The organism is Paraburkholderia sp. SIMBA_054, from assembly GCF_046534875.1.
In the GTDB taxonomy this organism is placed as follows: Bacteria; Pseudomonadota; Gammaproteobacteria; order Burkholderiales; family Burkholderiaceae; genus Paraburkholderia; species Paraburkholderia hospita.
The window spans coordinates 97,680-123,119 of sequence record NZ_JAWRXV010000028.1; the positions used below are offsets into that span (position 1 = coordinate 97,680).

Sequence of the window (25,440 nt, forward strand, 5' to 3'; positions counted from 1 at the left end):
GCCGGGTTTTTTCGTTTCTGGCCTGTGCACTGCCTCTATCGATAACTACGGCAGCATTCAGACAACCTTGAGGGTTGCCATCATGCCGAGATCCTCGTGTTCCAGTATGTGGCAATGGAACATCCGCTCGCCCGCGTCGCGCTGCACCGTCGCGATGCGCACCGTCTCGCCGGGCTGCACGTTGACGGTATCCCGCCATGCGAGAAACGGCTCGCGCGTGCCGGCGCCGCCCCGCTCCCGTCCGATCACCTGAAACTGCGTGCCATGCAGATGGAACGGATGATCCATGTCGGTGCGGTTTTCGATCGACCACGCCTCGACTTCGCCGCGCCGGCTGGTGAGCGCGACGCGCGACGGATCGAAACTCGCGCCGTTGATCAAGAACCGCATGCCAGGCGGCAGCGCCGACATCGACGCGCCAGGACGGTGCATGGCGGTCATGTCCATCGCTTCGGTGAAAACGACGGATTTTTGCGGGGCTTTGTCGGCGGCGTTGTCAGCGGCTGGCAGGAGCGGCGCGATTGGACGCAGCGTCGGCGGCACGGCGCGCACCGCGCCGCCCGGCGAGCCGGGCACGAAGCGCACGTCGGCGAGCGGTTTGGCGGGGTCGGCGGGCAGGCTTTTACCCTCTGTCATCGTCATCTTGCGGCGGTCGTATGTGACAGCGGTGAGGATCGCCGCCGACGCCTGCGCACCTGCACGCACGATGATCTCGGCGCGCTCGCCCGGCGCGAGCATCAATTCCGTCAGCCCGTCGCGTGGCTTGTCGAGCAGCCCGCCATCGGTGCCGACTTGCGTGAAGGTATGTTCACCGCCCAGCGACAGTCTCAGATAGCGCGCATTACACCCATTCCACAGACGCCAGCGCTCGTCCTGCGCGACATCGATGCGCGGGCGGCGCGCGCCGTTCACCAGCACGAACTGCCCTTCGCGGCCGTTCATCCAGTCCATCATGTCGTTCGGCGCGATCGACGCGTCGTTTGCCAGCTTCAGGTCTGAGAAGAACAGATGACGTTCGGGGAACGCGGCGAGCGGATCGTCAGCGGCGCGCACGACGATCGGCCCAGCCAGGCCGCGAAACACCTGTTCCGCCGACATCATGTGCGGATGCGGGTGATACCAGTACGTGCCGGCGCTGCCGGGCGGCAGCGTGAAGCGGTAGACGTGCGACGCGCCCGGCGCAACGGGGCTCATCGGATTGCCGTCCTGATCGGGCGGCACGGGCAGACCGTGCCAGTGGATCGTCGACGGCTGCGGCAGACGGTTGACGAAGCGGATTTCGACGGTGTCGCCTTCGCGCACGTCGATGAGCGGACCGACGATCGGCCCTTGCGCGGCGTCGCCGTACAGCCATAGCGACGTCGAACGTCCCGGCATCAACTGGCGGCGCACGGGTTGCGCGACGAGCGTCGCGCGAAAGACGCCAGCCTCGCTGCTCTCATTCGCGAGCTTGCGCAATGCGGCAAGCGGCGCGCCGGCGGGCAGCGCCGTTTCAGGCGCGAGCTTCGGGGTTGCGTGGGCGGCGTGCGAGTTGGCGGCATGCGTCGACGACATGCCAGGCATGTCGTCCATATCGGTCATGCCGGACATGCCGTGCATCGAGTGCTGCGCGAAGACGTTGCGCGCGAAGAGCGACGCGACGGCAACGCTCAATGAGCGGGCGAGAAAATCCCTGCGGATCATGGATCGATTCCTTGCTGATGCGGCGCGGCAACGCGGTTGCACGCAACGCATTGAACATGTGACGGAGGCGAGCGTGACGGATTCAGTCACGCATCGGTTTCTTGTGCGCCATTCGAATGAGCGCCGACATGAAACCGTCACACGATCGGCGGACGCACCGGCGGTGCGCGCGTGACGCTCGCGCGCGCGGGGTCGCTATCGGCGCCCGGCACATCCGACGACGCAATGCGCGCCGCCACGCCGATGTTCGACAGCAGTGCGCCGCAATGCGCGCCGCACGCCGTCATGCAGCAAAGAGAATGCGTGCGGTGGCAAGACGAGTTTGAATCGCTCGTGTTCGTCGACGTGTCGCGATGAACCGCATTCGTATGCATGCTCATCGCTTGCAGCGCGGCATCGTGATGATGCTCGCACGCCGACGCGCCCTGCATGCCGAGCAAGGCGAACGTCAACACGATAAAAATGCGCCACAACGATTTCATGCCTGTCTGTCGATGCGAACGAGCGCGAGATGCAAAGGGAGTGAACCGATCATAACGCAGCCACGTTGCCGCGCAGATGACGAAAGCTCAAAACAAAACCCCGGTTTGCTGTCGCGCGCCGGGGTTTCGTTGAAGATGAAAGCGCTACGCCGCGCTCACATGTTGTCGATCATCACCTGACCGAAGCCCGAGCACGACACCTGCGTCGCGCCTTCCATCAGGCGCGCGAAGTCATACGTGACACGCTTCGACAGAATCGACTTTTCCATCGACTTCAGAATCGCATCCGCCGCTTCCGTCCAGCCCAGATGGCGCAGCATCATCTCCGCCGAAAGAATCTCCGAACCCGGATTCACATAGTCCTTGCCCGCGTACTTCGGCGCCGTGCCGTGCGTCGCTTCGAACATCGCGACGGAGTCCGACATGTTCGCGCCCGGCGCAATGCCGATGCCGCCAACCTGCGCGGCCAGCGCGTCGGAGATGTAGTCGCCGTTCAGGTTCAGCGTCGCGATCACGTCGTATTCGGCGGGACGCAGCAGGATCTGCTGAAGGAACGCATCGGCGATCACATCCTTCACGACGACATCGTTGCCCGTCTTCGGATTCTTCACCTTCATCCACGGGCCGCCATCGATCAGCTCGGCGCCGAACTCTTTTTGCGCGAGCGCATAGCCGTAGTCACGGAATGCGCCTTCCGTGTACTTCATGATGTTGCCCTTGTGCACCAGCGTGACCGTGCGGCGATCGTGGTCGAGCGCATACTGGATCGCCTTGCGCACCAGACGCTCGGTGCCTTCGCGCGACACCGGCTTCACGCCGATACCCGACGAGTCCGGGAAACGGATCTTCTTCACGCCCATTTCTTCGCGCAGGAACTGGATGACCTTCTTCGCCTCGGGCGAACCCGCCGGCCATTCGATACCCGCGTAGATGTCTTCCGAGTTCTCGCGGAAGATCACCATGTTGACCTTCTCCGGCTCGCGCAGCGGCGACGGCACGCCTTTGAAGTACTGCACGGGGCGCAGGCACACATAGAGGTCCAGTTCCTGGCGCAGCGCGACGTTCAGCGAGCGGATGCCGCCGCCGACGGGCGTCGTGAGCGGCCCTTTGATCGACACGATGTAGTCCTTCACCACCTGCATCGTTTCTTCCGGCAGCCACACGTCGGGACCATAAACTTTGGTCGCCTTCTCGCCCGCGAAGATTTCCATCCAGTGGATCTTCTTCTTGCCGCCGTAGGCTTTTGCGACGGCTGCATCGACGACCTTGATCATCACGGGCGTAATGTCGACGCCCGTGCCGTCGCCTTCGATGTACGGAATGATCGGCTGATCGGAAACGTTGAGCGAGAAATCCGCGTTGACAGTGATCTTGTCACCGTCAGCCGGAACCGTGATGTGCTGATACGCCATGATCGGACTCCAGTGATAGCCGTACTGTGAGAACAGGTTGGAAATACGAAACCGGGGCGCCCCTCTTGCGCGCGACGCGGTGCAGCGCCGATTCGAGTGCTGATGCCAGATACCGATGCAGCAAGCGGCCAGGCGGCTATTCTAGCCCACGTCGGCACAAGGCCGCGCTCGGGTCGTGCACGTATACCAGCGCACCGGCGGGACTGCATGAGAGTTAACACACTGTCTTATGTCTTATATAAGATATAAGACTTGTTCTGACGCATTATGCATTAAGATCTCGCCATTCGCTATCCGACGCAGCCGTCGAGACTCGCAGCGCGCTTCGACGCCATGGCTGCGATCCCGCGGTTGACGCATCCGCACTTCGCCTCGTTCACGCATGACTCTGCTCGCTCTCAACAAACCCTTCGGCACGATCTGCCAGTTTTCGGCGCACGAAACGCGCGCGTCGCTGGCCGATTGGGTAAAGATGCCCGGCATCTACCCCGCAGGGCGCCTCGACTCCGATAGCGAAGGTCTACTGCTGCTCACCGACGACGGCGCACTGCAGGCGCGCATCGCGGAGCCTCGTCACAAGCTCGTGAAGCGTTATTGGGCGCAAGTGGAAGGCGCGCCGACAGACGACGTTCTGAAGGCGCTCGCGCGCGGCGTCGATCTCGGCGACTATGTGACGCGCCCCTGCCGTGCGGAATTCGTCGAACCCGGCGAAGCGCTATGGGCCCGCACGCCGCCCATTCGATATCGCGCGGCGATTCCCACCACATGGATCGAACTGTCGATCACCGAAGGCAAAAATCGCCAGGTGCGCCGCATGACGGCGGCCGTTGGTTTTCCGACGTTGCGTCTCGTGCGGGTCGGCGTCGGCGCGCTCGATATTTTTTCGCTTGGATTGCCGCCTGGCGAATGCATCGAGCTACCTTCGCGCGCGCCCTGGGAAGGTTTCGCATCGTCGTGAATGCGCCCGCGAAAAACCTGCCGATATTCCGCTAAGCCGTTGTATCGACATGCGTTTTCTATTCGATTGCGTCATTTGAAAAATGCGCGCGAAATGCGCTAAAAAGTACCGATCTGCGACGCGTTATCACACTCACAAAATTTCCTGAAAATTTTCGTCAACCGCGTCGCGCGCTCATGCGTTACTCGACGCAGATGCCGATAAAGCTGTCCGGCATTCAGCCTCAAGAGCCTTTGCACATGCCGCTCCAACGAGCTGTAAGAAGGTGTCTGAACGCTCGCAGCCGCAAAGAAAAATTTCTTCGATGCGGATGTCAACCGAAAGGTGGACGGCACGTTTAAGGACATGACTCAACCTAATCGGGTCATTGGGTTAATTAACTAAAGCTGAGGATTCGCAAAATGAACAAACTGATCGCCGCTCTGGTCGCTGGTCTCTTCGCAACGGCAGCATTCGCACAAGCTTCGGCACCGGAAGCAGCTCCGGCAGCTCCGGCAGCAGCTTCGTCGCACAAGGCAACGAAGAAGGTTTCGCACAAGAAGTCGCACAAGAAGGCAGCAGCTCCGGCAGCAGCTTCGGCAGCATCGGAATAAGTTTGTTGCAATAACGCAGTCAAGAATCAAGCAGTTTTGCCGTTCTTACGGCGTTGAAAGGCAGATGGCCACAAGGCTCTCTGCCTTTTTGTTTTTGACGCGCTCGCGTAACATGCGCGGATCATATTCAGCAAGGAGCTATGTCGTGCGATTTTCATTGCGCTCGTTGATCGCGCGCTTCGCGATTGCAGTTGCATTGCCTGTTGCCGCATTGTCGGCCGTGTCGCTGGCGGCGATGTCCGCGCAAGATGCGCATGCGCAGCAGATGCCCCAGGGCGCAAAACAACCCGGCGACTTTCCGCGCGCCAAGCTCTCGGCAGGCATGTTCGTCATCGACGCCGCCGTCGCCGCGAACGATGCGGACCGCGAGCAAGGTTTGATGTACCGCACGCAACTCGCACCGAACGAAGGCATGCTCTTCGTGTTCGGCGAGAATGCCGTGCATTGCTTCTGGATGAAGAACACGCTGATCCCGCTGTCGATCGCATTCATGCGCGCGGACGGCACGATCACCGACATCGACGAAATGCAGGCGGAAACCACCAACAACCATTGCCCGAAGAACAACGGCGTCTACGCGCTGGAGATGAGCAAGGGCTGGTTCACGTCGAAGGGCATCAAGCCCGGTATGAAGATGCAGGGACTGCCGGCGCCGCAATAAGCGAACCCGCCTGCCACACACGAACCGGACGAAAGCCGGCGCAGCCGCAAGGCGCGCCGGCTTGTTTTTATCCGCCGCGCCGCAATGTATGGCGGGCACCATCTCTGGCGGCTTCTGGCAGGATTCCTGCAAAAGCCAGGCCGACACGCTATTCTTATAGTCTCACCAGCAGCACCGAGATCGTCCGGGCCGCGCAGCACATGCCAGCAGAAGGCCCGGCGCCAGCCACCGGCGCGCTAACACATGGAGGTTCACGTGCCCCGCAAGACTCCTATCGAGCGATACCGGAACATCGGTATCAGTGCTCACATCGATGCCGGCAAGACCACCACCACCGAACGCATTCTTTTCTACACCGGCGTGACTCACAAGATCGGCGAGGTTCACGACGGCGCGGCGACGATGGACTGGATGGAACAGGAGCAGGAGCGCGGCATCACGATTACCTCGGCGGCCACGACAGCCTTCTGGAAAGGCATGGCGGGCAATTATCCGGAGCATCGGATCAACATCATCGACACGCCGGGCCACGTCGACTTCACGATCGAAGTCGAACGCTCGATGCGCGTGCTCGACGGCGCGTGCATGGTGTACGACTCGGTCGGCGGCGTGCAGCCGCAGTCCGAAACCGTGTGGCGCCAGGCGAACAAGTACAAGGTGCCGCGCATCGCGTTCGTCAACAAGATGGACCGCGTCGGTGCAGACTTCTTCCGCGTGCAGCGTCAGATTGGCGAGCGCCTGAAGGGCGTCGCGGTGCCGATCCAGATTCCCATCGGCGCGGAAGAGCATTTCCTGGGCGTCGTGGATCTGGTCAAGATGAAGGCGATCGTCTGGGACGATGAGAGCCAGGGCATCAAGTTCTCGTACGAAGAGATTCCCGACAACCTCAAGGATCTCGCGCATGAATGGCGCGGAAAGATGGTCGAGGCGGCGGCGGAAGCGAGCGAAGAGATGCTCGAAAAGTATCTGACCGATCACGAGAGTCTGACGGAAGACGAGATCAAGGCGGGCTTGCGCAAACGCACGATCGCCAACGAGATCGTGCCGATGCTGTGCGGCAGCGCGTTCAAGAACAAGGGCGTGCAGGCGATGCTCGATGCCGTGATCGACTATCTGCCCTCGCCTGTCGACGTGCCCGCGATTCTCGGCCACACGGAAGACGACAAGGAAGCGGAACGTCACCCGAGCGACGACGAGCCGTTCTCCGCGCTCGCGTTCAAGATCATGACTGACCCGTTCGTCGGTCAGCTGATCTTCTTCCGAGTGTATTCAGGCGTCGTGAATTCGGGCGATACCGTCTACAACCCGGTGAAGGAAAAGAAGGAGCGCCTCGGCCGTATTCTTCAGATGCACGCGAACGAGCGCAAGGAAATCAAGGAAGTGCGCGCGGGCGACATCGCGGCGGCTGTCGGTCTGAAGGAAGCGACCACGGGCGACACGCTGTGCGACCCGAACAACATCATCATCCTCGAACGGATGATCTTCCCTGAGCCGGTGATCTCGCAGGCCGTCGAGCCGAAGACGAAGGTCGACCAGGAAAAGATGGGCATTGCGCTCAACCGTCTCGCGCAGGAAGACCCGTCGTTCCGGGTGCAAACGGACGAAGAGTCTGGACAGACGATTATTTCGGGCATGGGCGAACTGCACCTGGAAATTCTCGTCGACCGGATGAAGCGCGAGTTCGGCGTCGAGGCGACGGTCGGCAAGCCGCAGGTCGCGTATCGCGAGACGGTGCGTATCAAGGTTGAAGGTGTGGAAGGCAAGTTCGTCAAGCAGTCGGGCGGACGCGGGCAGTATGGTCATGCCGTCATCACGCTCGAGCCTGATCCGGGCAAGGGCTACGAGTTCGTCGATGCGATCAAGGGCGGCGTGATTCCACGCGAATTCATTCCGGCTGTCGACAAGGGTATTCAGGAAACGCTCAAGGCTGGCGTGCTGGCGGGTTATCCCGTTGTCGATGTGAAGGTGACGTTGACCTTCGGTTCGTACCACGACGTCGACTCGAATGAAAACGCGTTCCGCATGGCTGGTTCGATGGCGTTCAAGGATGCGATGCGCAAGGCGAAGCCGGTGCTTCTTGAGCCGATGATGGCTGTTGAAGTGGAGACGCCTGAGGACTTCATGGGTAACGTGATGGGTGATCTTTCCGGCCGGCGCGGCATTGTGCAGGGCATGGAGGATATTGCCGGCGGTGGCGGCAAGCTCGTGCGCGCTGAAGTGCCGCTTTCGGAGATGTTTGGGTATTCGACGTCGTTGCGGTCGCTTACGCAAGGGCGTGCTACCTATACGATGGAGTTCAAGCATTACGCTGAGACGCCGAATAATGTCTCGGAGGGGATTATTAATTCGAAGTCCAAGTAACCCGGTTTGGTTTGCTTGGTGCGAAGGCCTGTTCCTGTTGGGATGGGCCTTTTTTTTGCTGTCTGCGACGCGGGGGTGGTTTGCTTGTGCTTTTGCTGGCATCCGCGATTTGGCTTCGTGGCGTGGCCGGGTTGGTTTGCTTGTTTTGCCGCTGGCATCCGCGCTATGTCTTCGTGCTTCACGCGTTGCCCCTGTGCGGGGCGGCACCTACTTTTCTTTGCCGCCGCCGCAAAGAAAAGTAGGCAAAAGAAAGCGGCTCACACCGCCAACTCTTCTTCCTGCCTGAGGGCCCCCGAAGGGTCTTACGCTTCACACGGCAATCACGTGACTCACCTTTGTTGCCAGCGCTCTTGCGGTGCGCCTCACCCGCTTCGCGCACCCGCGTCGCAGCGAGTCGCGCCGGATATTCCTCCGCCGCCCAGGTGGCAAACTGTGTGTAGGTTGTCGCGTCGTATAGGGTAGCGTTCTTACAGGGTGGAACGCGTGCGCTATCGGTCCGAAGTGAGGCGTGTGTAGCGCTACGGCCTACACACAGTTTGCCACCTGGGCGGCAGAAACCATTCGCTGCTGTTAGCCCGTGCGTGGGTGCTTGAAGTGGGTGAGGCATTCATTCGAAGCGTTGGCAACGCACGCAAACAAAGACGCCGCCGTGTGAAGCGTAAGACCGGTTGGGGGCCCTCAGGCAAACGCAAGAATTGGCGGTGTGAGCCGCTTTCTTTTGCCTGGCGGCGACGCGTGAAGCGCGAAGGCATAACGCGGATGCCAGCGCAAAGGCCAGAACAACCAAACCGGCCGCGCCACGAAGCCAAACCGCGAAAGCTACGGCATATCCAGCGTCGCCAGACAACCCAAAACCCCAACCCCACTCAAACTTTTGTCCATGCCAGAATAACCAACCACGACGCCCCGCAAGCGCCCGGCAAGGAGACAAGACATGAGCCACGATCACGAGCACACACCTCAAGCCCCGATTGACTGGCGCGAACACGGCGTCAAGGTCATCAAGGGCGACCAGCTCGACACGAACACGCCACAAACCCCTGGCATGAACCGCGCCGCCGCGATCAACGCCGCGCGCGCCGGAGCGCAAAAGCTATGGGCGGGCACCGTCACAATCCACCCGAACGCAAAGACAGGCGCGCACCACCATGGCGCGCTAGAAAGCGTGATCTACGTCGTACGCGGCCATGCCCGCATGCGCTGGGGCGAGCATCTGGAATTCACCGCCGAAGCGGGCCCCGGCGACTTCATCTTCGTGCCCCCGTATGTCCCGCATCAAGAAATCAACGCAAGCACCGACGATCCACTCGAATGCGTGCTCGTACGCAGCGACAACGAAGCCGTCGTCGTGAACCTGAACATCGACGCCGTCGAGCAGCCCGAGACCGTCTATTGGGTCGACCCGATCCACAAGCACCCGCACGATCATTGACCAATCGCAAACTCAGGTCCAACGCCCGTATGACGCCGACCCTTTCGCTGCGCCCCCGCCTCGTCACACTGTATGCCGGACTGATCACCGCCAATCTCACCGCGTGGGCGTGGGCGCTGATCGCGTTTCGCGACTATCCGCTGCTGCTCGGCACCGCGTTGCTCGCCTACGGCTTCGGCCTGCGGCACGCCGTCGACGCCGACCACATCGCCGCGATCGACACCGTCACGCGCAAGCTGATGCAGGAAGGCAAGCGGCCGCTCGGCGTCGGACTGGCGTTCTCGCTCGGACATTCGACCATCGTGATCGCCGCCACCGTCGGCATCGCGTTGACTGCGCTGTCTCTGCATGGGCGCTTCGAGGCGTTCCACGCTGTAGGTGGGACTATCGGCACGTTGGTATCGTCGGGGTTTCTGCTGGTGCTGGCCGGCGTGAACCTCGTGATCCTGCGCGATGTGTGGCGCCGCTACCGGCACGTGCAGCAAGGCGGAGAACTGACGCACGAAGACGCCACACGCGGTGCGCCCGCCGGTCTGCTGTCGCGCGCGCTGAAGCCGCTATTCCGGCTCGTCTCGAAGAGCTGGCACATGTACCCCGTCGGCGTGCTGTTCGGTCTCGGCTTCGACACGGCGACGGAAATCGGCCTGCTCGCCATCGCCGCCGCCGAAGCGGGAAAAGGCCTGCCGCTCTACTCGATCCTCGTGTTTCCCGCGCTCTTCACAGCGGGCATGACGCTCGTCGATTCGACCGATAACGTGCTGATGGTCCACGCCTACAGCTGGGCCATGGACGACCCGAAGCGCAAGCTCTACTACAACGCGAGCATCACGTTCGTGTCGGCCGTAGTCGCGATCGCGATCGGCGGCATCGAGGCACTCGGCTTGCTATCGGACAAGCTCGGATTGAGCGGCGGCGTGTGGGACGCGGTGGCAGCCGTCAACGAACGCTTCGGCATGCTCGGCTACGGCATCGTGAGCCTCTTCATGCTGTGCTGGATCGGCTCTATTCTGTTTCATCGCTGGCGCAAGCCGGCACCGCTCAGCCGATAACACCGCCGCGTACAACGCGCCGCCTAAGCGCCGAAACAGCCGCCGCAGCGCGCCGCCCGTTGCAGCGATGGGCCGCGCCGTTGTGCGCACGACACAACTGCCGCCGGGAATCGTATGAAGGGAACCGCACGCGGCCGCGAATCCTCCCAATCCAGAGGCAATCGCTTACACTGAACCCGCATCATCGTCGCACTACCACCGCAGCGCCTCGCACAGCACGCGTGGCGTCCCAACAGAACGGATCGGACCCACCATCGATGAAGAAATCCGCGGACCCGCGTTTTGCGCCTCGCTTGGTAGAAGCACTTGACCTGGAGGCGGCACGCCGCAGCGCCGACGCCCATGGCAATCACGCCATCGACGAATTTCTCGCCGGCCGCCTCACGCGGCGCGAACTGCTGCGGTATGCGAGCGTGATCGGCATGTCGCTTGCGGGCGGCGGACTGCTCGCACCACGCAGCGCCCGCGCGCAAGGCGCGGCGGGCGCGAATGCGACGATCCGCGTTGCGCACCTGACGCCCACGGGCGCCGTCGATCCGATGACGGTCACCGACTCCGCGAGCCTCTGCCTGCTCAATCAGACGGGCGAATTCCTGATCGACGACGACGGCGAAAAACAGACGCTCAAACCCGTGCTCGCGCTGTCGTGGAAGCCGAACGACAAGGGCGACGTGTGGACCTTCAAGCTGCGCGAGAACGTGAAGTTCCACGACGGCCAGCCCTTCACCGCGAAGGACGTCGCCGCGACCTTCGACCGCCTCGCTGATCCCGCCGCCGGCTCGGCCGCGCTCTCGACATTGAAGGGCGTGCTGTCGAAGGGCGGCACGAAGGTCATCGACGATCACACGGTCGCATTCCATCTCGACGCGCCCAACGGCAACTTCCCGTACTACGTTTCGTCGGACAACTACAACGCGGTGATTCTCCCCGCGAACTACGCGGGCAACTACGAGAAAACCTTCATCGGCACGGGACCGTTCAAGCTCGAGAAGTATCAGGCGAAAGTCGGCGTGTCGTTCGTGCGCAATCCCGACTATTGGGGCGAAAAAGCGCTGCCGCAGCGCGTGCAGTTCACCTTCTACGCGGACCAGCAGGCGCAGATTCTCGCGCTGCAAGGCCATCAGGCCGACGTGATGCCCACGTTCACCGTGCAGGGCGGCCAGGGGCTGATCAACAACCCCGAGTTCAAGGTGGTCGGCGTGAGGTCGAGCGCGCACCGGCAGATTCACATGCGCGTCGACAGCCCGCAGTTCAAGGACAAGCGTGTACGCCAGGCGCTCGCGCTGTCGCTCGATCGCGAAGTGATCGTCAAGGGTCTCTTCAAGGGCCGCGCGCAGGTCGGCAACGATAGCCCGTTCGCGCCCGTGTTTCCGTCGTCGGATGCGGGCGTGTCGCAGCGCAAGATCGATGTCGCGAAGGCGAAGCAACTGCTCGCGCAGGCGGGTGTGCCGAACGGTTTCGACGTGACGCTCACGACCGAGAAGTTCATGGAGATTCCCGACCTCGCCGTCGTCGTGCAGAACTATGCGAAGGCGGTGGGCATCCGCATCAACCTGAAGGTCGAGAGCCAGTCGCAGTACTACGGCTCGGGCACGCCGGGCAAGTCGGACTGGCTCGATTCGCCGCTCGGCATCACCGACTACGGCAGCCGCGGCGTGCCGAACGTGTTCCTCAACGCGCCGTTGACGAGCACGGGCACATGGAACGCCGCGCACTTCAATAACCCGCAGTACGACAAGCTGGTCGCCGATTACGTCGCCGCGCTCGATATCGCCGCGCAGAAGAAAGTGTCCGCGCAGATCCAGACGCTGCTGCTCGACGAGACGCCCGTGATCTTCCCGTTCTTCTACGACCAGCTGATCGCCGCGCGCAAGCAGCTGAACGGCGTGCGCTTCACGGCAATCGCGCAGCTGTATTTCGATCGCGCGACGCTCGCGGCCTGATTGCGCGCGACGCTGCGAGCAAGGGATATCGATGTCGACCACGGTTTCCGCTTCCATCGCTCGTGGCCCGCGCGGCAGTGCAATGCGCGTCGTGCGCTTCGTCGGGACGCGGGTCGGCCTGTCGTTGATCACGCTGTGGCTGCTGTCGGTGATCGTGTTCGCGGGCGGCCAGCTGCTGCCTGGCGATATCGGCCGCGCGATACTCGGCCCGCTCGCCGATCCGCGCGCCGTTGCCGCGCTCAATCATCAGCTCGGCGCGGACCGTCCTCTTCTCACGCAATACACGCAGTGGATCACGCACTTCGTGCAAGGCGACATGGGCTTGTCGTACACATATCGCGAGCCTGTCGCGTCGTTCGTCGGCAGTGCGCTGGCGAACTCGGCGAAGCTCGGTTTTCTTGCGTTCATCGTGGTGGTGCCGCTCGGCATCGCGGGCGGCGTATGGGCCGCGATGCACGCGGGGCGTTGGCTCGACCGCACGATCAGCATCGTCGGTCTGTCGGCTACCGTCGTGCCTGAGTTCGTGTCGTCGATCGTGCTGATACTCGTGTTCGGCGTGTGGCTGCAATGGCTGCCCATCGACGCAACGTATCCGCCCGACGCAGGCATCTTCACGCAACTGAAGCATCTCGTCCTCCCCGTCCTGCCGCTCGTGTTCGTGTTCTTCGGCTATATCGCGCGGATGGCGCGCGCGGGCACGGTCGAGGCGCTCGACGCCGACTACACGCGCACCGCGATCCTCAAGGGATTGCCGCCGCATATCGTGATCTTCCGGCACGTGCTGCGCAATGCATTGCTGCCGACCATCACCGTCGCGGCGACGCAGCTCGGCTACATGATTGGCGGACTGGTCGTCGTGGAGACGCTGTTCCACTATCAGGGCATCGGCTCGCTGATCTACAACGCAGCGAAGGCCAAAGACTTCCCGATGCTCGAAGGCGGCGTGCTGACGATTGGCGTGGTCTACACGGTCGCCAATCTCGTCGCCGATGCGCTATACGTGCTGCTCAATCCACGCTTGCGCGTGAGGAGCGCCGAATGAGCACGATGGCTTCGCCTCCGCCCTCGTCGAACACACCCGCGCCCGCTGCGCCGCGCGCGAGAGACACACGCTACGACACGCTGCGCATGCTGCTGCGCTCGCCGACCTTCATCGCCGGCGCGGTGATCGTGCTGTGGTGGATCGTCTGCGCCATTGCGGGAACGTGGGTCGCGCCGCTCGATCCCTACGCATCCGATCCTTTGAACTCGCTCACGCCGCCCGCGGCAGGCCACTGGTTCGGCACCGATCAACTGGGCCGCGACGTGCTGTCGCGTGTGATCGTCGGCGCGCGCGACATCCTGACCATCGCGCCGCTCGCGACGCTGCTCGGCACGCTCGCGGGCACCGCACTCGGCCTCACGGTCGGTTACTTCGACGGCTGGGTCGACAACGTGATCGGACGCGCGATCGATGCCGTGCTCGCGCTCCCGCTCGTGATCGTCGCGCTGCTCGCGCTGGCCGCAGTGGGCGCGTCGAACCTCACGGTGATCCTCGTGATCGGCATCACGTTCACGCCCATCACGGCCCGCACGGTGCGCGCTGCCGTATTCGCCGAACGGCATCTCGACTACGTGGCCGCGGCCCAGCTGCGCGGCGAAAACGCGTTCTACATCATGTTCGCGGAGATCCTGCCGAACGTGCTGCCGCCCATCATCGTCGAAGCGACGGTGCGTCTCGGCTATGCGATCTTCGCGGTCGCCACGCTGTCGTTCCTCGGCTTCGGCATCCAGCCGCCTTCCGCCGACTGGGGCCTCGCGCTCTCCGAGTCGTACACGCTGATGGCGGGCGGCGCATGGTGGACCGTCGTGTTCGACGCGGCCGCGATTGCGTCGCTGGTGGTCGGCGTGAACCTGATCGCGGATGCCGTGCAAGGAGCCGTCGACGGATGAACGGCCCATCTCCTCCTCCGCCGCCCGCTTCGTTTCCCGCCTTCGATGTGTCGAAGAGCGAGCAGACCGACGCGCTCACGATCGTCGGCCTGACGGTCGCGTATCGCACCCGAGGACGCGAGCGCGACGTGCTGCAAGACGTGTCGTTTCGCATCAGGCGCGGTGAATCGTATGGTCTTGTCGGTGAATCGGGCTGCGGCAAGTCGACGGTCGCAATGGCGACGCTGCGCTATCTGGCGCGCAATGGACGCGTAAAGGCGGGACGCATTTCGATTGCGGGCAAGGAAGTGCATTCGCTCGACGCCGCCGCATTGCGCGAGCTGCGCGCGAACAGAATATCGATGGTGTATCAGGACCCGTCGCGCGCGCTCAATCCATCGCTGACGATAGCGCGCCAGGTGGCCGAAGCGTTCGAGGCATCCGGCGCGACTCGTGAAGATGCGCTGAAGCAAACGGCCGACATGCTCCGCAAAGTCCGCATCGCCGAACCCGAGCGCGTGATGGACAGTTATCCGCATCAGTTGTCGGGCGGCATGCAGCAGCGCGTCGTGATTGCGATGGCGCTCGCATCGAAACCGGCGCTGCTGATTCTCGACGAACCGACCACCGGTCTCGACGCTACTGTCGAAGCCGAAGTGCTCGATCTCGTCGCGCAACTGCGCGACGAGTTCCACACAGCCGTGCTGTTCATCAGCCACAACCTCGCGGTGATCGGCAGGATGTGCGAGCGTGTCGGCGTGCTGTACGCGGGCAAGCTCGTCGAAGAAGGCGCGACGCAGGACGTGTTCGCGCGGCCACGCCATCCGTACACGGTCGGCCTTTTGCGCTGTCTGCCGACTGTGGGCCGCAGCAAGGACAATGACCGGCTCGACACGATTGCGGGTAGCCTGCCGCAGCCGGGTTCCATCGCGCAGGGCTGCATCTATGCGGAGCGCTGCCGTCTCGCCGACGACCGCTGCCGGCGCGAAGCGCCGCCGCCGTATCGTGTGAGCGCGCGGCATGGCGATCAGATGTCGCGTTGCCACTACCACGAGCGCGCAATGGAACTGCCGCGCGCGACGCCCGCCGATGCGCCCGCTCATGCTTCCGGCAACGCGCACGAAACCCGCGACGCTTCGCCCGTGCTGCGCGCGGAAAGCGTATCGAAGACATTCCACGTCGCGGGCGCGGCACTCCGCGCCGTGGACGATGTGTCGCTCGAACTCGCGAAGGGCGAGACGCTTGGTCTCGTCGGCGAATCGGGCAGCGGCAAGACGACGCTCGCGAAGTTGCTGCTCGGTCTCGTATCGCCCGATGCGGGCAGCGTGATCGAACTCGACGGCACGCCTTTGCCGGCACGCGTCACGAACCGCAACGACGAACAGGTGAAGTCGCTGCAGATCGTGTTCCAGAATCCCGACTCGGCGCTCAATCGCGCGCACTCGGTCAGACGGCTGATCGGGCGCGCGTTGTCGCGCCTGTCCGCCCTGCACGGCGACGCGCGCGAGGAAAGGCTCGCTTCGCTGGCGCAGGCGGTCAGGCTGCCCGACCGTTATCTGACGTCGCGCACGCGGCAACTATCGGGCGGGTTGAAGCAGCGCGTCGCGATTGCGCGCGCGTTCGCGGGCGATCCGCGCATTGTCGTGTGCGACGAGCCGACTTCCGCGCTCGACGTGTCCGTGCAGGCCGCGATCCTCAACCTGCTCGCCGATCTGCAGCGCGATCGCAGCGTGAGCTATGTGTTTATCTCGCACGATCTGAATGTCGTGCGCTATCTGTCCGATCGCATCGCGGTGCTGTACGTCGGCCGCCTGCTGGAGATCGGGCCCGCGTCGGCCGTGTTCGACGGCCCGCATCATCCTTATACGGAAGCGTTGTTGTCGTCGGTGCCTGCGCTCGATCAGCGTGACGGCGAACAACCTTCCGACGCGAAGCCGCAGCGCATCCGCCTCGCCGGCGAACTGCCGAGCCCCGCCGCGCCGCCTTCGGGCTGCGTGTTTCATACGCGCTGTCCGCGCAAGCTGGGCGCGATCTGCGAGCAGCAGGACCCGCCCTACGCCGATGCCGGCGACGCGCATCGCATCCGCTGCCATATCCCCGTCGACGAATTGCGCGTGCTCCAGCGCCGCAACTGATCCCCTGTCCCCGCGCCGCATCGTCGTGCGCTGAAACGAAAAACCGCGTCATTCGAGGCCTGCGTTTCAGGTCCGAAACGTTTTTTGTGCGTTTCGATGCGCACACAACCGAGCCGTCACGCGAATGCCACGCGCGACGGGCGTTCGCGCCCAATGGCATGTTTATCGCTAAATGACGCTCACGCATGGGGTTGCGTCGGGATCGACAAATCCTCGGCAACGCTAATTCGCGCCGTCACGACGAACGGCGCAACGGCACGCAGAAAGGACAGTCGATCCCGCGTCGGGCGGATGAAGCGTCATCGCATCCGCCCGGCCATGTGGGGCTCGCACGCGGTCCGGCGCCGACAGCCAACGACAACAGGCGCCGGGCACACATCAGAAGCCGGAGGCGGCGGGATGGCAGGCAGGGAGCGTCGCGCGCGACGTGCCGTCGAAAACGGCATACGCCGCGAACCGAAAGAGCGATAAAAGCTCCGCCCGCCGCCGAACGGCTCAGCGCGTGCAATACGAACAAACGGGACAAGGCGACAAGCAGTGAATAAGAAATGACGGCTTGCGGGGGTCGTCGTTTCCTCGGGAGAGGTGCGATGAAGACCAAACCATTTGATACGTACTACTACAATGTTACACGGGGTACGGCAACCTTCGTGGTTGGCGCGGGGACTTTCATGGCGGCCCAGTTCGTTCAGGCCGCATCCGCGGACGATGTGATTCCGAAGTGGATCGTCACAGCCGATGCGCCGCTGCCTGCCAGCGGAGCGTCGGCTGCGATGCAACCCGCACAGAACGATATGGCATCGACGGGCGTGGAGTCCGGCACGACCACGGCAGCCGACGATGCGGCGTCAGTTTTTCTCCTCAAGAGTTGTATTGGCAACGCCGGCAACTGCGCGCCAAACGGCGGACGCGGCAGCGGCGCAGGCGCGAGCGCGGGTGCCGCTAGCGCTGGGTCGTCGGGTTCGTCCGGCGCGGCTTCGGGCGGCGGTGGCGGGTTTGGGGCTGCGGCGGGCCCAAGCGGCAATTCGAGCGGCGGTGGGTTTGGTGGTGGTAGCGGGAATGGTGGTGGTGGTGGCGGTGGTGGTGGCGGTGGCGGTGGCGGTGGCGGTGGCGGTGGCGGTGGCGGTGGCGGTGGCGGTGGCAACGGCGGTGGCAACGGCGGTGGCAGCAACGGCGGTGGCGGTAACGGCGGCGGTGGTAGCGGCGGTGGTAGCGGCGGTGGTAGCGGCGGTGGTAGCGGCGGCGGTGGCGGCGGCGGTGGCGGTAACGGCGGCGGTGGTAACGGCGGTAGCGGCGGCTGCGGCTGTGGTGGCGGTGGCGGCAGCGCCGGCGGCCCTGGCGGCGGCCCTGGCGGTGGCTTCGGTGGTGGCTTCGGTGGCGGCTTCGGTGGCGGCTTCGGTGGCGGCTTCGGCGGTGGTTTTGGCAGCGGCGGTTTCGGCAAAGGTGGCGGCTACGGCGGTGGCTCAGGTTCAGGCGGCGGTCACGGTGGCGGCAACGGACACTGAGATCGAACGGAACGCGCCGTCCCCATACGACGACAACCACGCAGCGCGCAGACGCTTCCCGGCCAGCGTTGGCGGTGACGTTCCGATCCCCCGGTCGAACGTCACCGCCGGGGCCGGGAACGCCGTCGAAGGTATCGCCGGAAAGGCTTTGGCAACACGAGCCGACGCGTAGCTGAGTTCAAAGCAGAAACGACAAGAGCGGTCCGGCAAAGCAGTCGGGAAAACGCATCGGAACCAAACCGCCCTGCTCGCCTCATATCTATTCAACGTTCGATATGAGGCCTTCTACATGCAACGACACTTCCCCCGCCCCGTTGCACGCATTGCTTCGGGCTTGCTGCTGGCTTCGCTGATGGCTGGCGCATCGCTAGCGTATGCGCAAAATGCGGCGCAGAATGCAACGCAAACCGCCGCACAAACCCAGGCCGCCCCTCCCGTCGATCCCACCTTCTCCGCGTGGTCGCTCGCGCAATCCTGTCAGCAGAAATCCGATAACGTCGCGCACGGCCAGTGTGTCGGTGCAATCCGCGGCATCATCCACGGCTACCAGTACGGCGTACTGTTCCTCAGCCAGCGCGCGTCGCTTGCGGCGAAGGAAACGCAGCGCGTGTCATTGTGTCTGCGCGACGTGCCCGTCTCGACGCTCGTCGACGAATTCGTGCAGGACGCGAGCCAGGTCAGCGCGGATTCGCTCAAGCGCACACCCGCCGAAGTCGCCGTGCTCGGCTCCGTGCACATGCATCACGCGTGCTACTGATCCGCCGATACAACAGCGCAAGCGCCGCATGCTCACAGCATCTCGAGCGGCCGCTTGCTGCGAGGCGGACGAAAGTGCGCATCGATAGCGGCGAGGTCGTCGGCGGAAAGCTGCAGGTCGAGCGCGCGGCGATTGTCGCGCACGTGCTCGATGCGCCCTGACTTAGGAATCGCGAACACATCGGGCTGCCGCAGCACCCACGCCAGCGCGACCTGAAACGCCGATACGCCATGCCTGTCGGCGATATTGTCGAGCGGCGAGCGCTTTGGCAGGCGCGCATGATCGACGGGGCTGTACGCCATCGCGGGCATCTTGCGGCCCGCGAGCCACGGCAGCAGATCGAACTCCGGCCCGCGCCGCGCTATGTTGTAGAGAATCTGGTTCGTCGCGCATGCATCGCCGTGCGGCACGCCGACCAGCTCTTCCATGTCGTCGACATCGAAATTGCTGACGCCCCAGTGGCGTATCTTGCCGTCGCGGCGCAGCGCCTCGAAGCCCGCGACCGTCTCTTCGAGCGGCACCGAGCCGCGCCAGTGCAGCAGATACAGATCGATGCGATCGGTCTTCAAGCGCTTCAACGACTGTTCACATGCATGCTGCACGCCGCGCTTGCTCGCGTTGTGCGGATAGACCTTGCTGACCAGAAACACGTCGTCGCGCAAGCCCTGCAACGCTTCGCCCAATAGCGATTCCGTCGCGCCTTCGCCGTACATTTCCGCGGTATCGATCAGCGTCATGCCGAGTTCGATACCGCCGCGCAGCGCCTCAATTTCGGCCTTGCGGCGCGACGGATGCTCGCCCATCTCCCACGTGCCCTGCCCGAGTTTCGGAATGGGTTCGCCGTCGGGCAACGTCACGCTGGCGATGTCCTTCGTCATGGTTGCGTCCTCGCAAGTGATGTCGTGAAGAAGCGCCGCGTCGCAGCGGCCAAACGCGACGAGTGTAGCGCTTCGCTGCGACGCGCATCGGCGTCCCGGCAAAACCCCGCTATAACGCGGGGCGCCGATGACATAGAATTGCCGCTTGCCCTACTTGCGTCCGTCACATGAACCCAGCCTCGGAAGACCGTTGGCGCGATCTGCGCCCGGACCCGGAAAACGATACGCCGCTGTATCTTCAACTCGCCCGCAAGCTCGGCAGTGCGATCCACGAGAACCGCTGGAACGCAGGCGAAGCGCTGCCGTCGGAGCGCGTGTTGTCGGATGCGCTCGGCGTGTCGCGCATCACGGCACGCAAGGCGATCGCGCTGCTCGTCGAACAGGGGTTGATTCGCCGCTCGCAGGGCGCGGGCAGTTTCATCACGCCGCGCTATGAAGATCCGCTGTCGCGTCTGTCGAGCTTCAGCGAAATGCTGCGCCGGCGCGGCTTTACGCCAAGCTCGCAATGGCTGTCGCGCGAGATCGTGCCCGCCAATCGCGATGAGGTGATCCAGCTCGGGCTGTCGCCCGCTGCAGCCGTCACGCGGTTGCGCCGCCTGCGTCTCGCGGACGGCATCGTGATGGCCGTCGAAAATTCGACGTTCCCCGCTTCCGTCATTCCCGACCCGCAGGCCATCGGCGATTCGCTCTACACGTATCTGGAGCAGCGCGGCTTGACGATCGTGCGCGCGCTGCAGCATTTCCGCGCCGTCAACGCGAGCGACGAGATCGCGCAGCAGATGAGCATCGCGCCGAACGAAGCCCTGCTGCTGATCACGCGCGTCGGCTACACGGCCGACCAGCGCGCAATCGAACTCACCGACACCTACTGCCGCAACGACTACTACGACTTCGTCGCCGAACTGCGCAAGTAGGCGCGAGGTTCAGTCTTCCCAGCGCGGCGCGTCGGAGCCGATGGGCACGGGCGGCCGCGCATAGAACGCGGGCGTCTCTGACATCCGCTCGGCGGGCGCCGCCGCCCGCACGCGGCCAAACGGCGAATCGACTTCGTGCAGACCGTCCTGCACTTCGTCGTACGTGACATCGGGCACGCGCCAGCCCGCTTCGATCTGTCCCATCGATTGCAGCCAGCGGCCCGTCTGCGCCAGTGACAGCCGCACATGCCAGCTGCCGCCCTCCTGCGCGCGCCGCGCGAGCGCGACCATCGCGCCGAATGCGGCGAGATAGCCCGTCGCGTGATCGAGCGCCTGACACGGCAGATGCTTCGGGCCGTCGACGCCCGCCGCGTGGCTCTCCGTGTACGCGATGCCGCTTGCCGACTGAACAAGGCTGTCGAAACCGCGCCGCGTCGCCCACGGCCCCGCGTGTCCATACGCCGAAATCGACACGCAGACGATACCGGGCCGCAGCCGTGCCAGCGATTTGGGATCGAAGCCGCGCGCGGCAAGCGAGCCGGGACGATAAGCCTGCATGAACACATCCGCTTGCGCGGCCAGCGCCTGCAATTGCTCGCGCGCCGTGGTCTCGCGCAGATCGAGTGTCGCGGAGCGCTTGCCGCGCCCGTTGTCGATGACGAGCGGCGCGATGTTCGGCAGATGCGGGCCGTTGATCAGCAGCACGTCGGCGCCATGCTGCGCGAGCGCGCGCCCCGCGACGGGACCCGCGATGATCCGCGACAGATCGAGTACGCGCGTGCCTGACAGCGGTCTAGTCGCGTCACCGAGCCCGGGGGCTTCGGTCGGCGCATCGCCGATCCGCTCGATCTCGAACAGCGGCAGATTCGCAATCGCCTTCGCCTGATCGAGCGCTGCCCATTCGCGCGGCGAGCGGATCAGCGCGGCGCACAGGCCGGCGTCGGCGAGTGTCTGATCGAGCTGCGCGCCGTCCCAGCCGCGAATCGCCTCGGCAACCGCGCCGGGATCGCCGTCGCAGCCGAGCACCTTCAACACGCCCTGCAGATGATGCGGAAAGTTCGTGTGCAACTGGATCCAGCGGCCGTCGCGCGTCGCGTAGAAGCCGGTGACGGGATGACGCAATTCCGTCGGCAAGTCATCGTTCACGCGCAGATAGCGTTCGCTGCGAAACGCGATCAGCGCGCGCCGCACGCTTACGTCGACATGCTGCATGCGGCCCGTGCGCAGCCTGAAGCAATTGGCGGCGGCAAGCGCCAGCGCCGAAATCGATGCGCTCGCGAGCGTCCCGACACGAAACACGGAGGGCAACGCCGGATCGTTGCCGTCGATCGACACATAGTCGAGCAAGGCCGGATCGCAACCGGCAACGGACCACAGATGATCGAGCGCGAGCTGGGGCGTCATGATGAGCGGGCTTCCTGAAGAAGAAAGACGTGACTCAGTCTAGTTTTACGCCTCGTCATGATCAATCTTGATTCATATAATCAATATATATTCATTTCTTTGGCTTTCCCGCGCCGATATGTCCAATGCGATGTCCGCCCCACGCTATCTGTCAGCCGACGAAGCCGCCGCGATGCTCGGCATCAGCGTCACGACGCTCTACGCCTACGTGAGCCGCGGCATGCTGCGCTCCGCGCCGGACGCAAACAGCAAGCGCCGGCGCTACGACGCGGACGAAGTACGCCGCCTCGCGCGCCGCAAGGAAGATGGCAAGCGCGCGGGCAAAGTCGCGCAGAAGGTGCTGGATTGGGGTGTGCCCGTGCTCGAATCGTCGATCACGCTGATCGCGGACGGCAAGCTGCTGTATCGCGGCCGCGATGCAACCGAACTCGCGCGAATAGCGACATTGGAAGAAGTGGCGGCCCTGCTGTGGGAATGCAGCGCGCGGCGCATCGCCGATGCGCCCGCCGCGCCGCTTGGCGCTGCGCAATGGTCGGCGTGGCTCAAGCTGTGGAGCGACAGCGCGCCGCTCGATCGCGCGCTCGTGCTGCTGCCTGCCGCCGCCGCGCAGATGCCGCGTGTCTGGGCGCTCGGCCGCGATGCGCAACTCGACAATGCCTGCGCGCTGATCCGGCTGATGGCGGGTGCGATGATTTCGGCTGCACCGTCGAACGAACCGCTGCATAAGCAGCTCGCCAGCGCGTGGCGCGTGCGCAACCGCGCGCAGATCAATCTGCTGCGTGCCGCGCTCGTCGCGTGCGCAGATCACGAGCTGAATGCGTCGACATTCACGGTGCGGTGTATCACGTCGACGGGTACGCATCTGTTCGGCGCCGTGGTGGGCGGGCTTGCCGCGTTATCGGGACCGAGACATGGCGGGGAAACAGCGCGCATCGCCGCGTTGTTCGACGAAGCCGCGCGCGCCGCCGATCTCGACCGCTATCTGGCCACGCGGCTCGCCCAGCACGAGCAAAGCGCGCCGGGGCCTGTGCTCTCAGGGTTTGGACATCCGCTGTATCCGGACGGCGATCCGCGTGCGCGTCTGCTGCTGGAACTGCTCGATGAATGTGCACCCGCTCGCTCGCCGTTCGCCGACGTGCAGCGGCTTGCGCGCGTCGTGCGAGACACGACTGGCGCCGAGCCGACCGTTGACTACGCGCTCGCGGCCATCGAACGGGTGCTCGGCCTGCCCGCCGGCGCGGCTTTCACGCTCTTCGCGGTAGGCCGCGTGACGGGCTGGATTGCGCACGCGATAGAACAGACCAGCGACGGCCGCCTGATCCGTCCGCGCGCCAGGTACATCGGCGCGTACGAAGTGGACTGATTCAAAGACCCGCGCTTCAGGCCGTGAGCAGCCAGCGCGGCATCCACGTCCAGCGCGGCGCGCGCCGCCGCTCGACTTTCACCGTGTCGCCCACGCCGCCAGTCACCGTCAGCGAGAGCCGCACGCCGTCCCGCCCCGCGCTCAGCCACGCGACGGCGCCGCGCTTCAGTTCGAACGACTCGCCCGCTGCGAGCCAGTAATCCTCGGCGTCGCCTTCGACGGTCAGCCAGAGTTCGCCCGCCAGCACGTTCACGGCAAGCGGCTGCGCAGCCCGCCAGGCGCTTGCCGGCTCGCTGTGCTCGAGTTCGAAAGTACGGATTTCACGCATCGCTGTGCTCCTTGAAGTGCTTTTTCGCTTGCATCCATTATTGTCGTGCGATGATGACTGTCACATGCACAGTGCTGAACAGTTTCAAAAGAACTGTACAGCTAGAAAACCTGACAGTTGTCGGCGCTTCGACCATGACAGACCGTGACCGACGGCTGGCGAAGCGCTCGAAAGAAGCGCGAAGAAGGCGCTAAGGAAGGCAAGCCATGAAGCTCGACATTGAACTGAACCGCGAAAACGGCGTGCCGCTCACCGAGCAGATCGTCAGCGGCGTACAGGACTGGATCCGCTTGCGCACCGCGCATCCCGGCGCGAAGCTACCGTCGATCCGCCAGTTCGCCACCGACAACGACATCAGCCGCTTCCCCGTGATCGAGGCCTACGACCGGCTCGTGTCGCTCGGTTATCTGGATTCGCGGCCGGGTTCCGGCTTCTACGTTGCCGAACGGCACCGCGCCGCGATGAGTTGTCAGGGCGCGTCCGACCCGCGTCGCGCCGAAGACGAATCGACCCACATCCTGCAACAGTTCAATCATCCCGGCGAATCGCTGAAGCTCGGCAGCGGCTTCATTCCCGAGGCATGGCGCGACATGGACAGCCTCGCGCAGGCGATCCGCCACGTGTCGCGTACCGACGGCGCGAGCATGATCGATTACGCGACGCCGCTCGGCAACGCGACACTGCGCGAACTTCTGCAAGGACGCATCGAGCAGCTCGGCATCGAAGCGGAAGCGTCGCAGATCCTGATCACGTTCGGCGCGAGCCAGGCGATGGACCTGCTGATGCGCTACCTGCTCAAGCCCGGCGACACGATCTTCGTCGAGGACCCGGGCTACTACAATTTCAACGGCCTGCTGAAGCTGCATGGCGTGAACCTCATCGGCATTCCGCGCACGCGCACGGGCCCCGATCTCGACGCGATGCAAGCGCAGTTACAGCAGCATCGGCCGAAGCTCTTCTTCATCAACTCGGTCTTTCACAACCCGACAGGCACGACGATCGCGCCGCCCATCGCATTCCGCCTGCTGCAACTCGCGCGCGAGCACAACTTCAAGATCATCGAAGACGATATCTACGCCGACTTTCAGACCGAACCCACCGACCGCCTCGCCACGCTCGATCAACTCGAGCACGTGATCTACATCGGCGGGCTGTCGAAGACTTTGTCGTCGTCGCTGCGCATCGGCTATGTGATCGCCGATCACGCAACCATCAAGGATCTCGCCGACATCAAGATGCTGACGAGCATCGGCGGCTCGCGCTTTGCGGAAGCCGTAACCGTCGCGTTGCTCGAACGCGGGATGTATCGCAAGCATCTCGAAAGATTGCGGCGGCGCATGCGCGATGCGCTCGGCGCGACCGTGCAGACGCTCGAAATGAGCGGTTGGGAGGTGTTCGAGAATCCACTGGGCGGCAAGTTCGTGTGGGCGCGCGTGCCGCATGTCGAGGATGCGGAGCGGCTCGTCGAATGCGGTGTGCCGCTCGGCGTGACGGTGGCGCCCGGCAGCTATTTCCGGCCGAATGCGGAGCCGAGCCCGTGGATACGCGTCAACGCTGCGTTTGCGAACGATCCGCGCGCACGGGCGTTTTTTGAGGCGGCGGCGGGTTTGAAGGCGTAACGCAGGGCTCGGGCGCAACGATTGCTGCCCATGCCGGCGGCGGTGCCGTCCG

General features: G+C 64.0%; 21 protein-coding genes. 15 read left to right on the forward strand and 6 right to left on the reverse strand.

Annotated elements, in window-relative coordinates:
- Nucleotides 1–57 precede the first annotated feature (57 nt).
- The 3 genes from SB822_RS30305 to icd all read right to left on the reverse strand — a co-directional run bounded on the left by SB822_RS30305 (nt 58) and on the right by icd (nt 3,577).
- The gene (locus tag SB822_RS30305; RefSeq protein ID WP_090836082.1) at nt 58–1,683 is read right to left on the reverse strand and encodes a multicopper oxidase family protein; all 1,626 of its coding nucleotides are present in this window, start codon (nt 1,681–1,683) and stop codon (nt 58–60) included.
- Nucleotides 1,684–1,820: 137 nt separating this feature from the next.
- Nucleotides 1,821–2,165: a hypothetical protein gene (locus tag SB822_RS30310; RefSeq protein WP_007586261.1), complete on the reverse strand. Its 345-nt coding sequence runs from the start codon at nt 2,163–2,165 to the stop codon at nt 1,821–1,823.
- A gap of 155 nt (nt 2,166–2,320) precedes the next feature.
- Nucleotides 2,321–3,577 carry an NADP-dependent isocitrate dehydrogenase gene (icd, locus tag SB822_RS30315; RefSeq protein WP_007586262.1) on the reverse strand — a complete coding sequence of 419 codons (1,257 nt, stop codon included), beginning with the start codon at nt 3,575–3,577 and terminating at the stop codon, nt 2,321–2,323.
- 382 nt (nt 3,578–3,959) lie between these two features.
- Between icd and SB822_RS30320 the strand changes: the two genes are divergently transcribed.
- The 12 genes from SB822_RS30320 to SB822_RS30375 all read left to right on the forward strand — a co-directional run bounded on the left by SB822_RS30320 (nt 3,960) and on the right by SB822_RS30375 (nt 18,882).
- Nucleotides 3,960–4,535: a pseudouridine synthase gene (locus SB822_RS30320; protein ID WP_007744841.1), complete on the forward strand. Its 576-nt coding sequence runs from the start codon at nt 3,960–3,962 to the stop codon at nt 4,533–4,535.
- 401 nt (nt 4,536–4,936) lie between these two features.
- Entirely contained in the window at nt 4,937–5,128 is a 192-nt protein-coding gene (locus SB822_RS30325) for a hypothetical protein (protein WP_007586271.1), read from the forward strand.
- 145 nt (nt 5,129–5,273) lie between these two features.
- On the forward strand, nt 5,274–5,789 hold the full coding sequence (locus SB822_RS30330; protein WP_007744843.1) for a DUF192 domain-containing protein: 516 nt from the start codon (nt 5,274–5,276) through the stop codon (nt 5,787–5,789).
- A 255-nt stretch (nt 5,790–6,044) separates the two neighbouring features.
- Nucleotides 6,045–8,150 carry an elongation factor G gene (gene fusA, locus SB822_RS30335; RefSeq protein WP_007586275.1) on the forward strand — a complete coding sequence of 702 codons (2,106 nt, stop codon included), beginning with the start codon at nt 6,045–6,047 and terminating at the stop codon, nt 8,148–8,150.
- Nucleotides 8,151–9,084: 934 nt separating this feature from the next.
- Nucleotides 9,085–9,582, forward strand: coding sequence for a cupin domain-containing protein (locus tag SB822_RS30340; protein WP_007586277.1), 498 nt, complete (start codon nt 9,085–9,087; stop codon nt 9,580–9,582).
- 29 nt (nt 9,583–9,611) lie between these two features.
- Complete coding sequence (locus SB822_RS30345) at nt 9,612–10,631, forward strand: HoxN/HupN/NixA family nickel/cobalt transporter (protein ID WP_090836081.1); 1,020 nt, start codon at nt 9,612–9,614, stop codon at nt 10,629–10,631.
- A gap of 257 nt (nt 10,632–10,888) precedes the next feature.
- On the forward strand, nt 10,889–12,574 hold the full coding sequence (locus SB822_RS30350) for an ABC transporter substrate-binding protein (RefSeq protein WP_090836080.1): 1,686 nt from the start codon (nt 10,889–10,891) through the stop codon (nt 12,572–12,574).
- A gap of 31 nt (nt 12,575–12,605) precedes the next feature.
- Complete coding sequence (locus SB822_RS30355; protein WP_090836079.1) at nt 12,606–13,616, forward strand: ABC transporter permease; 1,011 nt, start codon at nt 12,606–12,608, stop codon at nt 13,614–13,616.
- Nucleotides 13,613–14,506: an ABC transporter permease gene (locus tag SB822_RS30360; protein WP_007745287.1), complete on the forward strand. Its 894-nt coding sequence runs from the start codon at nt 13,613–13,615 to the stop codon at nt 14,504–14,506. The genes SB822_RS30355 and SB822_RS30360 overlap by 4 nt, the downstream gene beginning before the upstream one ends.
- A complete protein-coding gene (locus tag SB822_RS30365; RefSeq protein WP_090836078.1) occupies nt 14,503–16,620 on the forward strand; it encodes an ABC transporter ATP-binding protein in 2,118 nt (705 codons plus the stop codon). The genes SB822_RS30360 and SB822_RS30365 overlap by 4 nt, the downstream gene beginning before the upstream one ends.
- Before the next feature lie 590 nt (nt 16,621–17,210).
- Nucleotides 17,211–18,125: a hypothetical protein gene (locus SB822_RS30370; protein WP_410856248.1), complete on the forward strand. Its 915-nt coding sequence runs from the start codon at nt 17,211–17,213 to the stop codon at nt 18,123–18,125.
- Nucleotides 18,126–18,414: 289 nt separating this feature from the next.
- Nucleotides 18,415–18,882: a hypothetical protein gene (locus tag SB822_RS30375; protein WP_090836076.1), complete on the forward strand. Its 468-nt coding sequence runs from the start codon at nt 18,415–18,417 to the stop codon at nt 18,880–18,882.
- A gap of 32 nt (nt 18,883–18,914) precedes the next feature.
- On the opposite strand, the gene SB822_RS30380 is transcribed toward SB822_RS30375, so the two are convergent.
- Nucleotides 18,915–19,760: an aldo/keto reductase gene (locus SB822_RS30380; RefSeq protein ID WP_090836075.1), complete on the reverse strand. Its 846-nt coding sequence runs from the start codon at nt 19,758–19,760 to the stop codon at nt 18,915–18,917.
- A 167-nt stretch (nt 19,761–19,927) separates the two neighbouring features.
- On the opposite strand from SB822_RS30380, the gene SB822_RS30385 reads away from it, so the two are divergent.
- The gene (locus SB822_RS30385) at nt 19,928–20,674 is read left to right on the forward strand and encodes a GntR family transcriptional regulator (protein WP_007578766.1); all 747 of its coding nucleotides are present in this window, start codon (nt 19,928–19,930) and stop codon (nt 20,672–20,674) included.
- Nucleotides 20,675–20,683: 9 nt separating this feature from the next.
- On the opposite strand, the gene SB822_RS30390 is transcribed toward SB822_RS30385, so the two are convergent.
- Nucleotides 20,684–22,078, reverse strand: coding sequence for a CoA transferase (locus SB822_RS30390; RefSeq protein WP_090836074.1), 1,395 nt, complete (start codon nt 22,076–22,078; stop codon nt 20,684–20,686).
- A 118-nt stretch (nt 22,079–22,196) separates the two neighbouring features.
- Here SB822_RS30390 and SB822_RS30395 point away from each other — a divergent pair, with 118 nt between their 5' ends.
- Nucleotides 22,197–23,441, forward strand: a complete 1,245-nt coding sequence (locus tag SB822_RS30395; RefSeq protein WP_094297134.1) for a citrate synthase family protein — start codon at nt 22,197–22,199, stop codon at nt 23,439–23,441.
- A gap of 16 nt (nt 23,442–23,457) precedes the next feature.
- Here the strand turns inward: SB822_RS30395 and SB822_RS30400 are convergent, their stop codons facing one another.
- Nucleotides 23,458–23,769 (reverse strand): DUF2917 domain-containing protein, encoded by a 312-nt coding sequence (locus tag SB822_RS30400; protein WP_007578771.1) that lies wholly within the window; start codon nt 23,767–23,769, stop codon nt 23,458–23,460.
- A gap of 206 nt (nt 23,770–23,975) precedes the next feature.
- Here SB822_RS30400 and SB822_RS30405 point away from each other — a divergent pair, with 206 nt between their 5' ends.
- The gene (locus tag SB822_RS30405) at nt 23,976–25,388 is read left to right on the forward strand and encodes a PLP-dependent aminotransferase family protein (RefSeq protein ID WP_090836073.1); all 1,413 of its coding nucleotides are present in this window, start codon (nt 23,976–23,978) and stop codon (nt 25,386–25,388) included.
- Nucleotides 25,389–25,440 lie beyond the last annotated feature (52 nt).

Excerpts from the sequence above, each read along its gene's own strand:
- SB822_RS30325 (WP_007586271.1), top strand. The coding sequence starts at position 4,937 with ATGAACAAACTGATCGCCGCTCTGGTCGCTGGTCTCTTCGCAACGGCA.
- SB822_RS30305 (WP_090836082.1), bottom strand. The coding sequence starts at position 1,683 with ATGATCCGCAGGGATTTTCTCGCCCGCTCATTGAGCGTTGCCGTCGCG.
- SB822_RS30365 (WP_090836078.1), top strand. The coding sequence starts at position 14,503 with ATGAACGGCCCATCTCCTCCTCCGCCGCCCGCTTCGTTTCCCGCCTTC.
- SB822_RS30320 (WP_007744841.1), top strand. The coding sequence starts at position 3,960 with ATGACTCTGCTCGCTCTCAACAAACCCTTCGGCACGATCTGCCAGTTT.
- SB822_RS30400 (WP_007578771.1), bottom strand. The coding sequence starts at position 23,769 with ATGCGTGAAATCCGTACTTTCGAACTCGAGCACAGCGAGCCGGCAAGC.
- SB822_RS30370 (WP_410856248.1), top strand. The coding sequence starts at position 17,211 with ATGAAGACCAAACCATTTGATACGTACTACTACAATGTTACACGGGGT.
- SB822_RS30395 (WP_094297134.1), top strand. The coding sequence starts at position 22,197 with ATGTCCAATGCGATGTCCGCCCCACGCTATCTGTCAGCCGACGAAGCC.
- SB822_RS30385 (WP_007578766.1), top strand. The coding sequence starts at position 19,928 with ATGAACCCAGCCTCGGAAGACCGTTGGCGCGATCTGCGCCCGGACCCG.
- SB822_RS30360 (WP_007745287.1), top strand. The coding sequence starts at position 13,613 with ATGAGCACGATGGCTTCGCCTCCGCCCTCGTCGAACACACCCGCGCCC.
- SB822_RS30355 (WP_090836079.1), top strand. The coding sequence starts at position 12,606 with ATGTCGACCACGGTTTCCGCTTCCATCGCTCGTGGCCCGCGCGGCAGT.
- SB822_RS30340 (WP_007586277.1), top strand. The coding sequence starts at position 9,085 with ATGAGCCACGATCACGAGCACACACCTCAAGCCCCGATTGACTGGCGC.
- SB822_RS30345 (WP_090836081.1), top strand. The coding sequence starts at position 9,612 with ATGACGCCGACCCTTTCGCTGCGCCCCCGCCTCGTCACACTGTATGCC.
- SB822_RS30350 (WP_090836080.1), top strand. The coding sequence starts at position 10,889 with ATGAAGAAATCCGCGGACCCGCGTTTTGCGCCTCGCTTGGTAGAAGCA.
- SB822_RS30390 (WP_090836074.1), bottom strand. The coding sequence starts at position 22,078 with ATGACGCCCCAGCTCGCGCTCGATCATCTGTGGTCCGTTGCCGGTTGC.
- SB822_RS30405 (WP_090836073.1), top strand. The coding sequence starts at position 23,976 with ATGAAGCTCGACATTGAACTGAACCGCGAAAACGGCGTGCCGCTCACC.
- SB822_RS30375 (WP_090836076.1), top strand. The coding sequence starts at position 18,415 with ATGCAACGACACTTCCCCCGCCCCGTTGCACGCATTGCTTCGGGCTTG.
- SB822_RS30310 (WP_007586261.1), bottom strand. The coding sequence starts at position 2,165 with ATGAAATCGTTGTGGCGCATTTTTATCGTGTTGACGTTCGCCTTGCTC.
- SB822_RS30380 (WP_090836075.1), bottom strand. The coding sequence starts at position 19,760 with ATGACGAAGGACATCGCCAGCGTGACGTTGCCCGACGGCGAACCCATT.
- icd (WP_007586262.1), bottom strand. The coding sequence starts at position 3,577 with ATGGCGTATCAGCACATCACGGTTCCGGCTGACGGTGACAAGATCACT.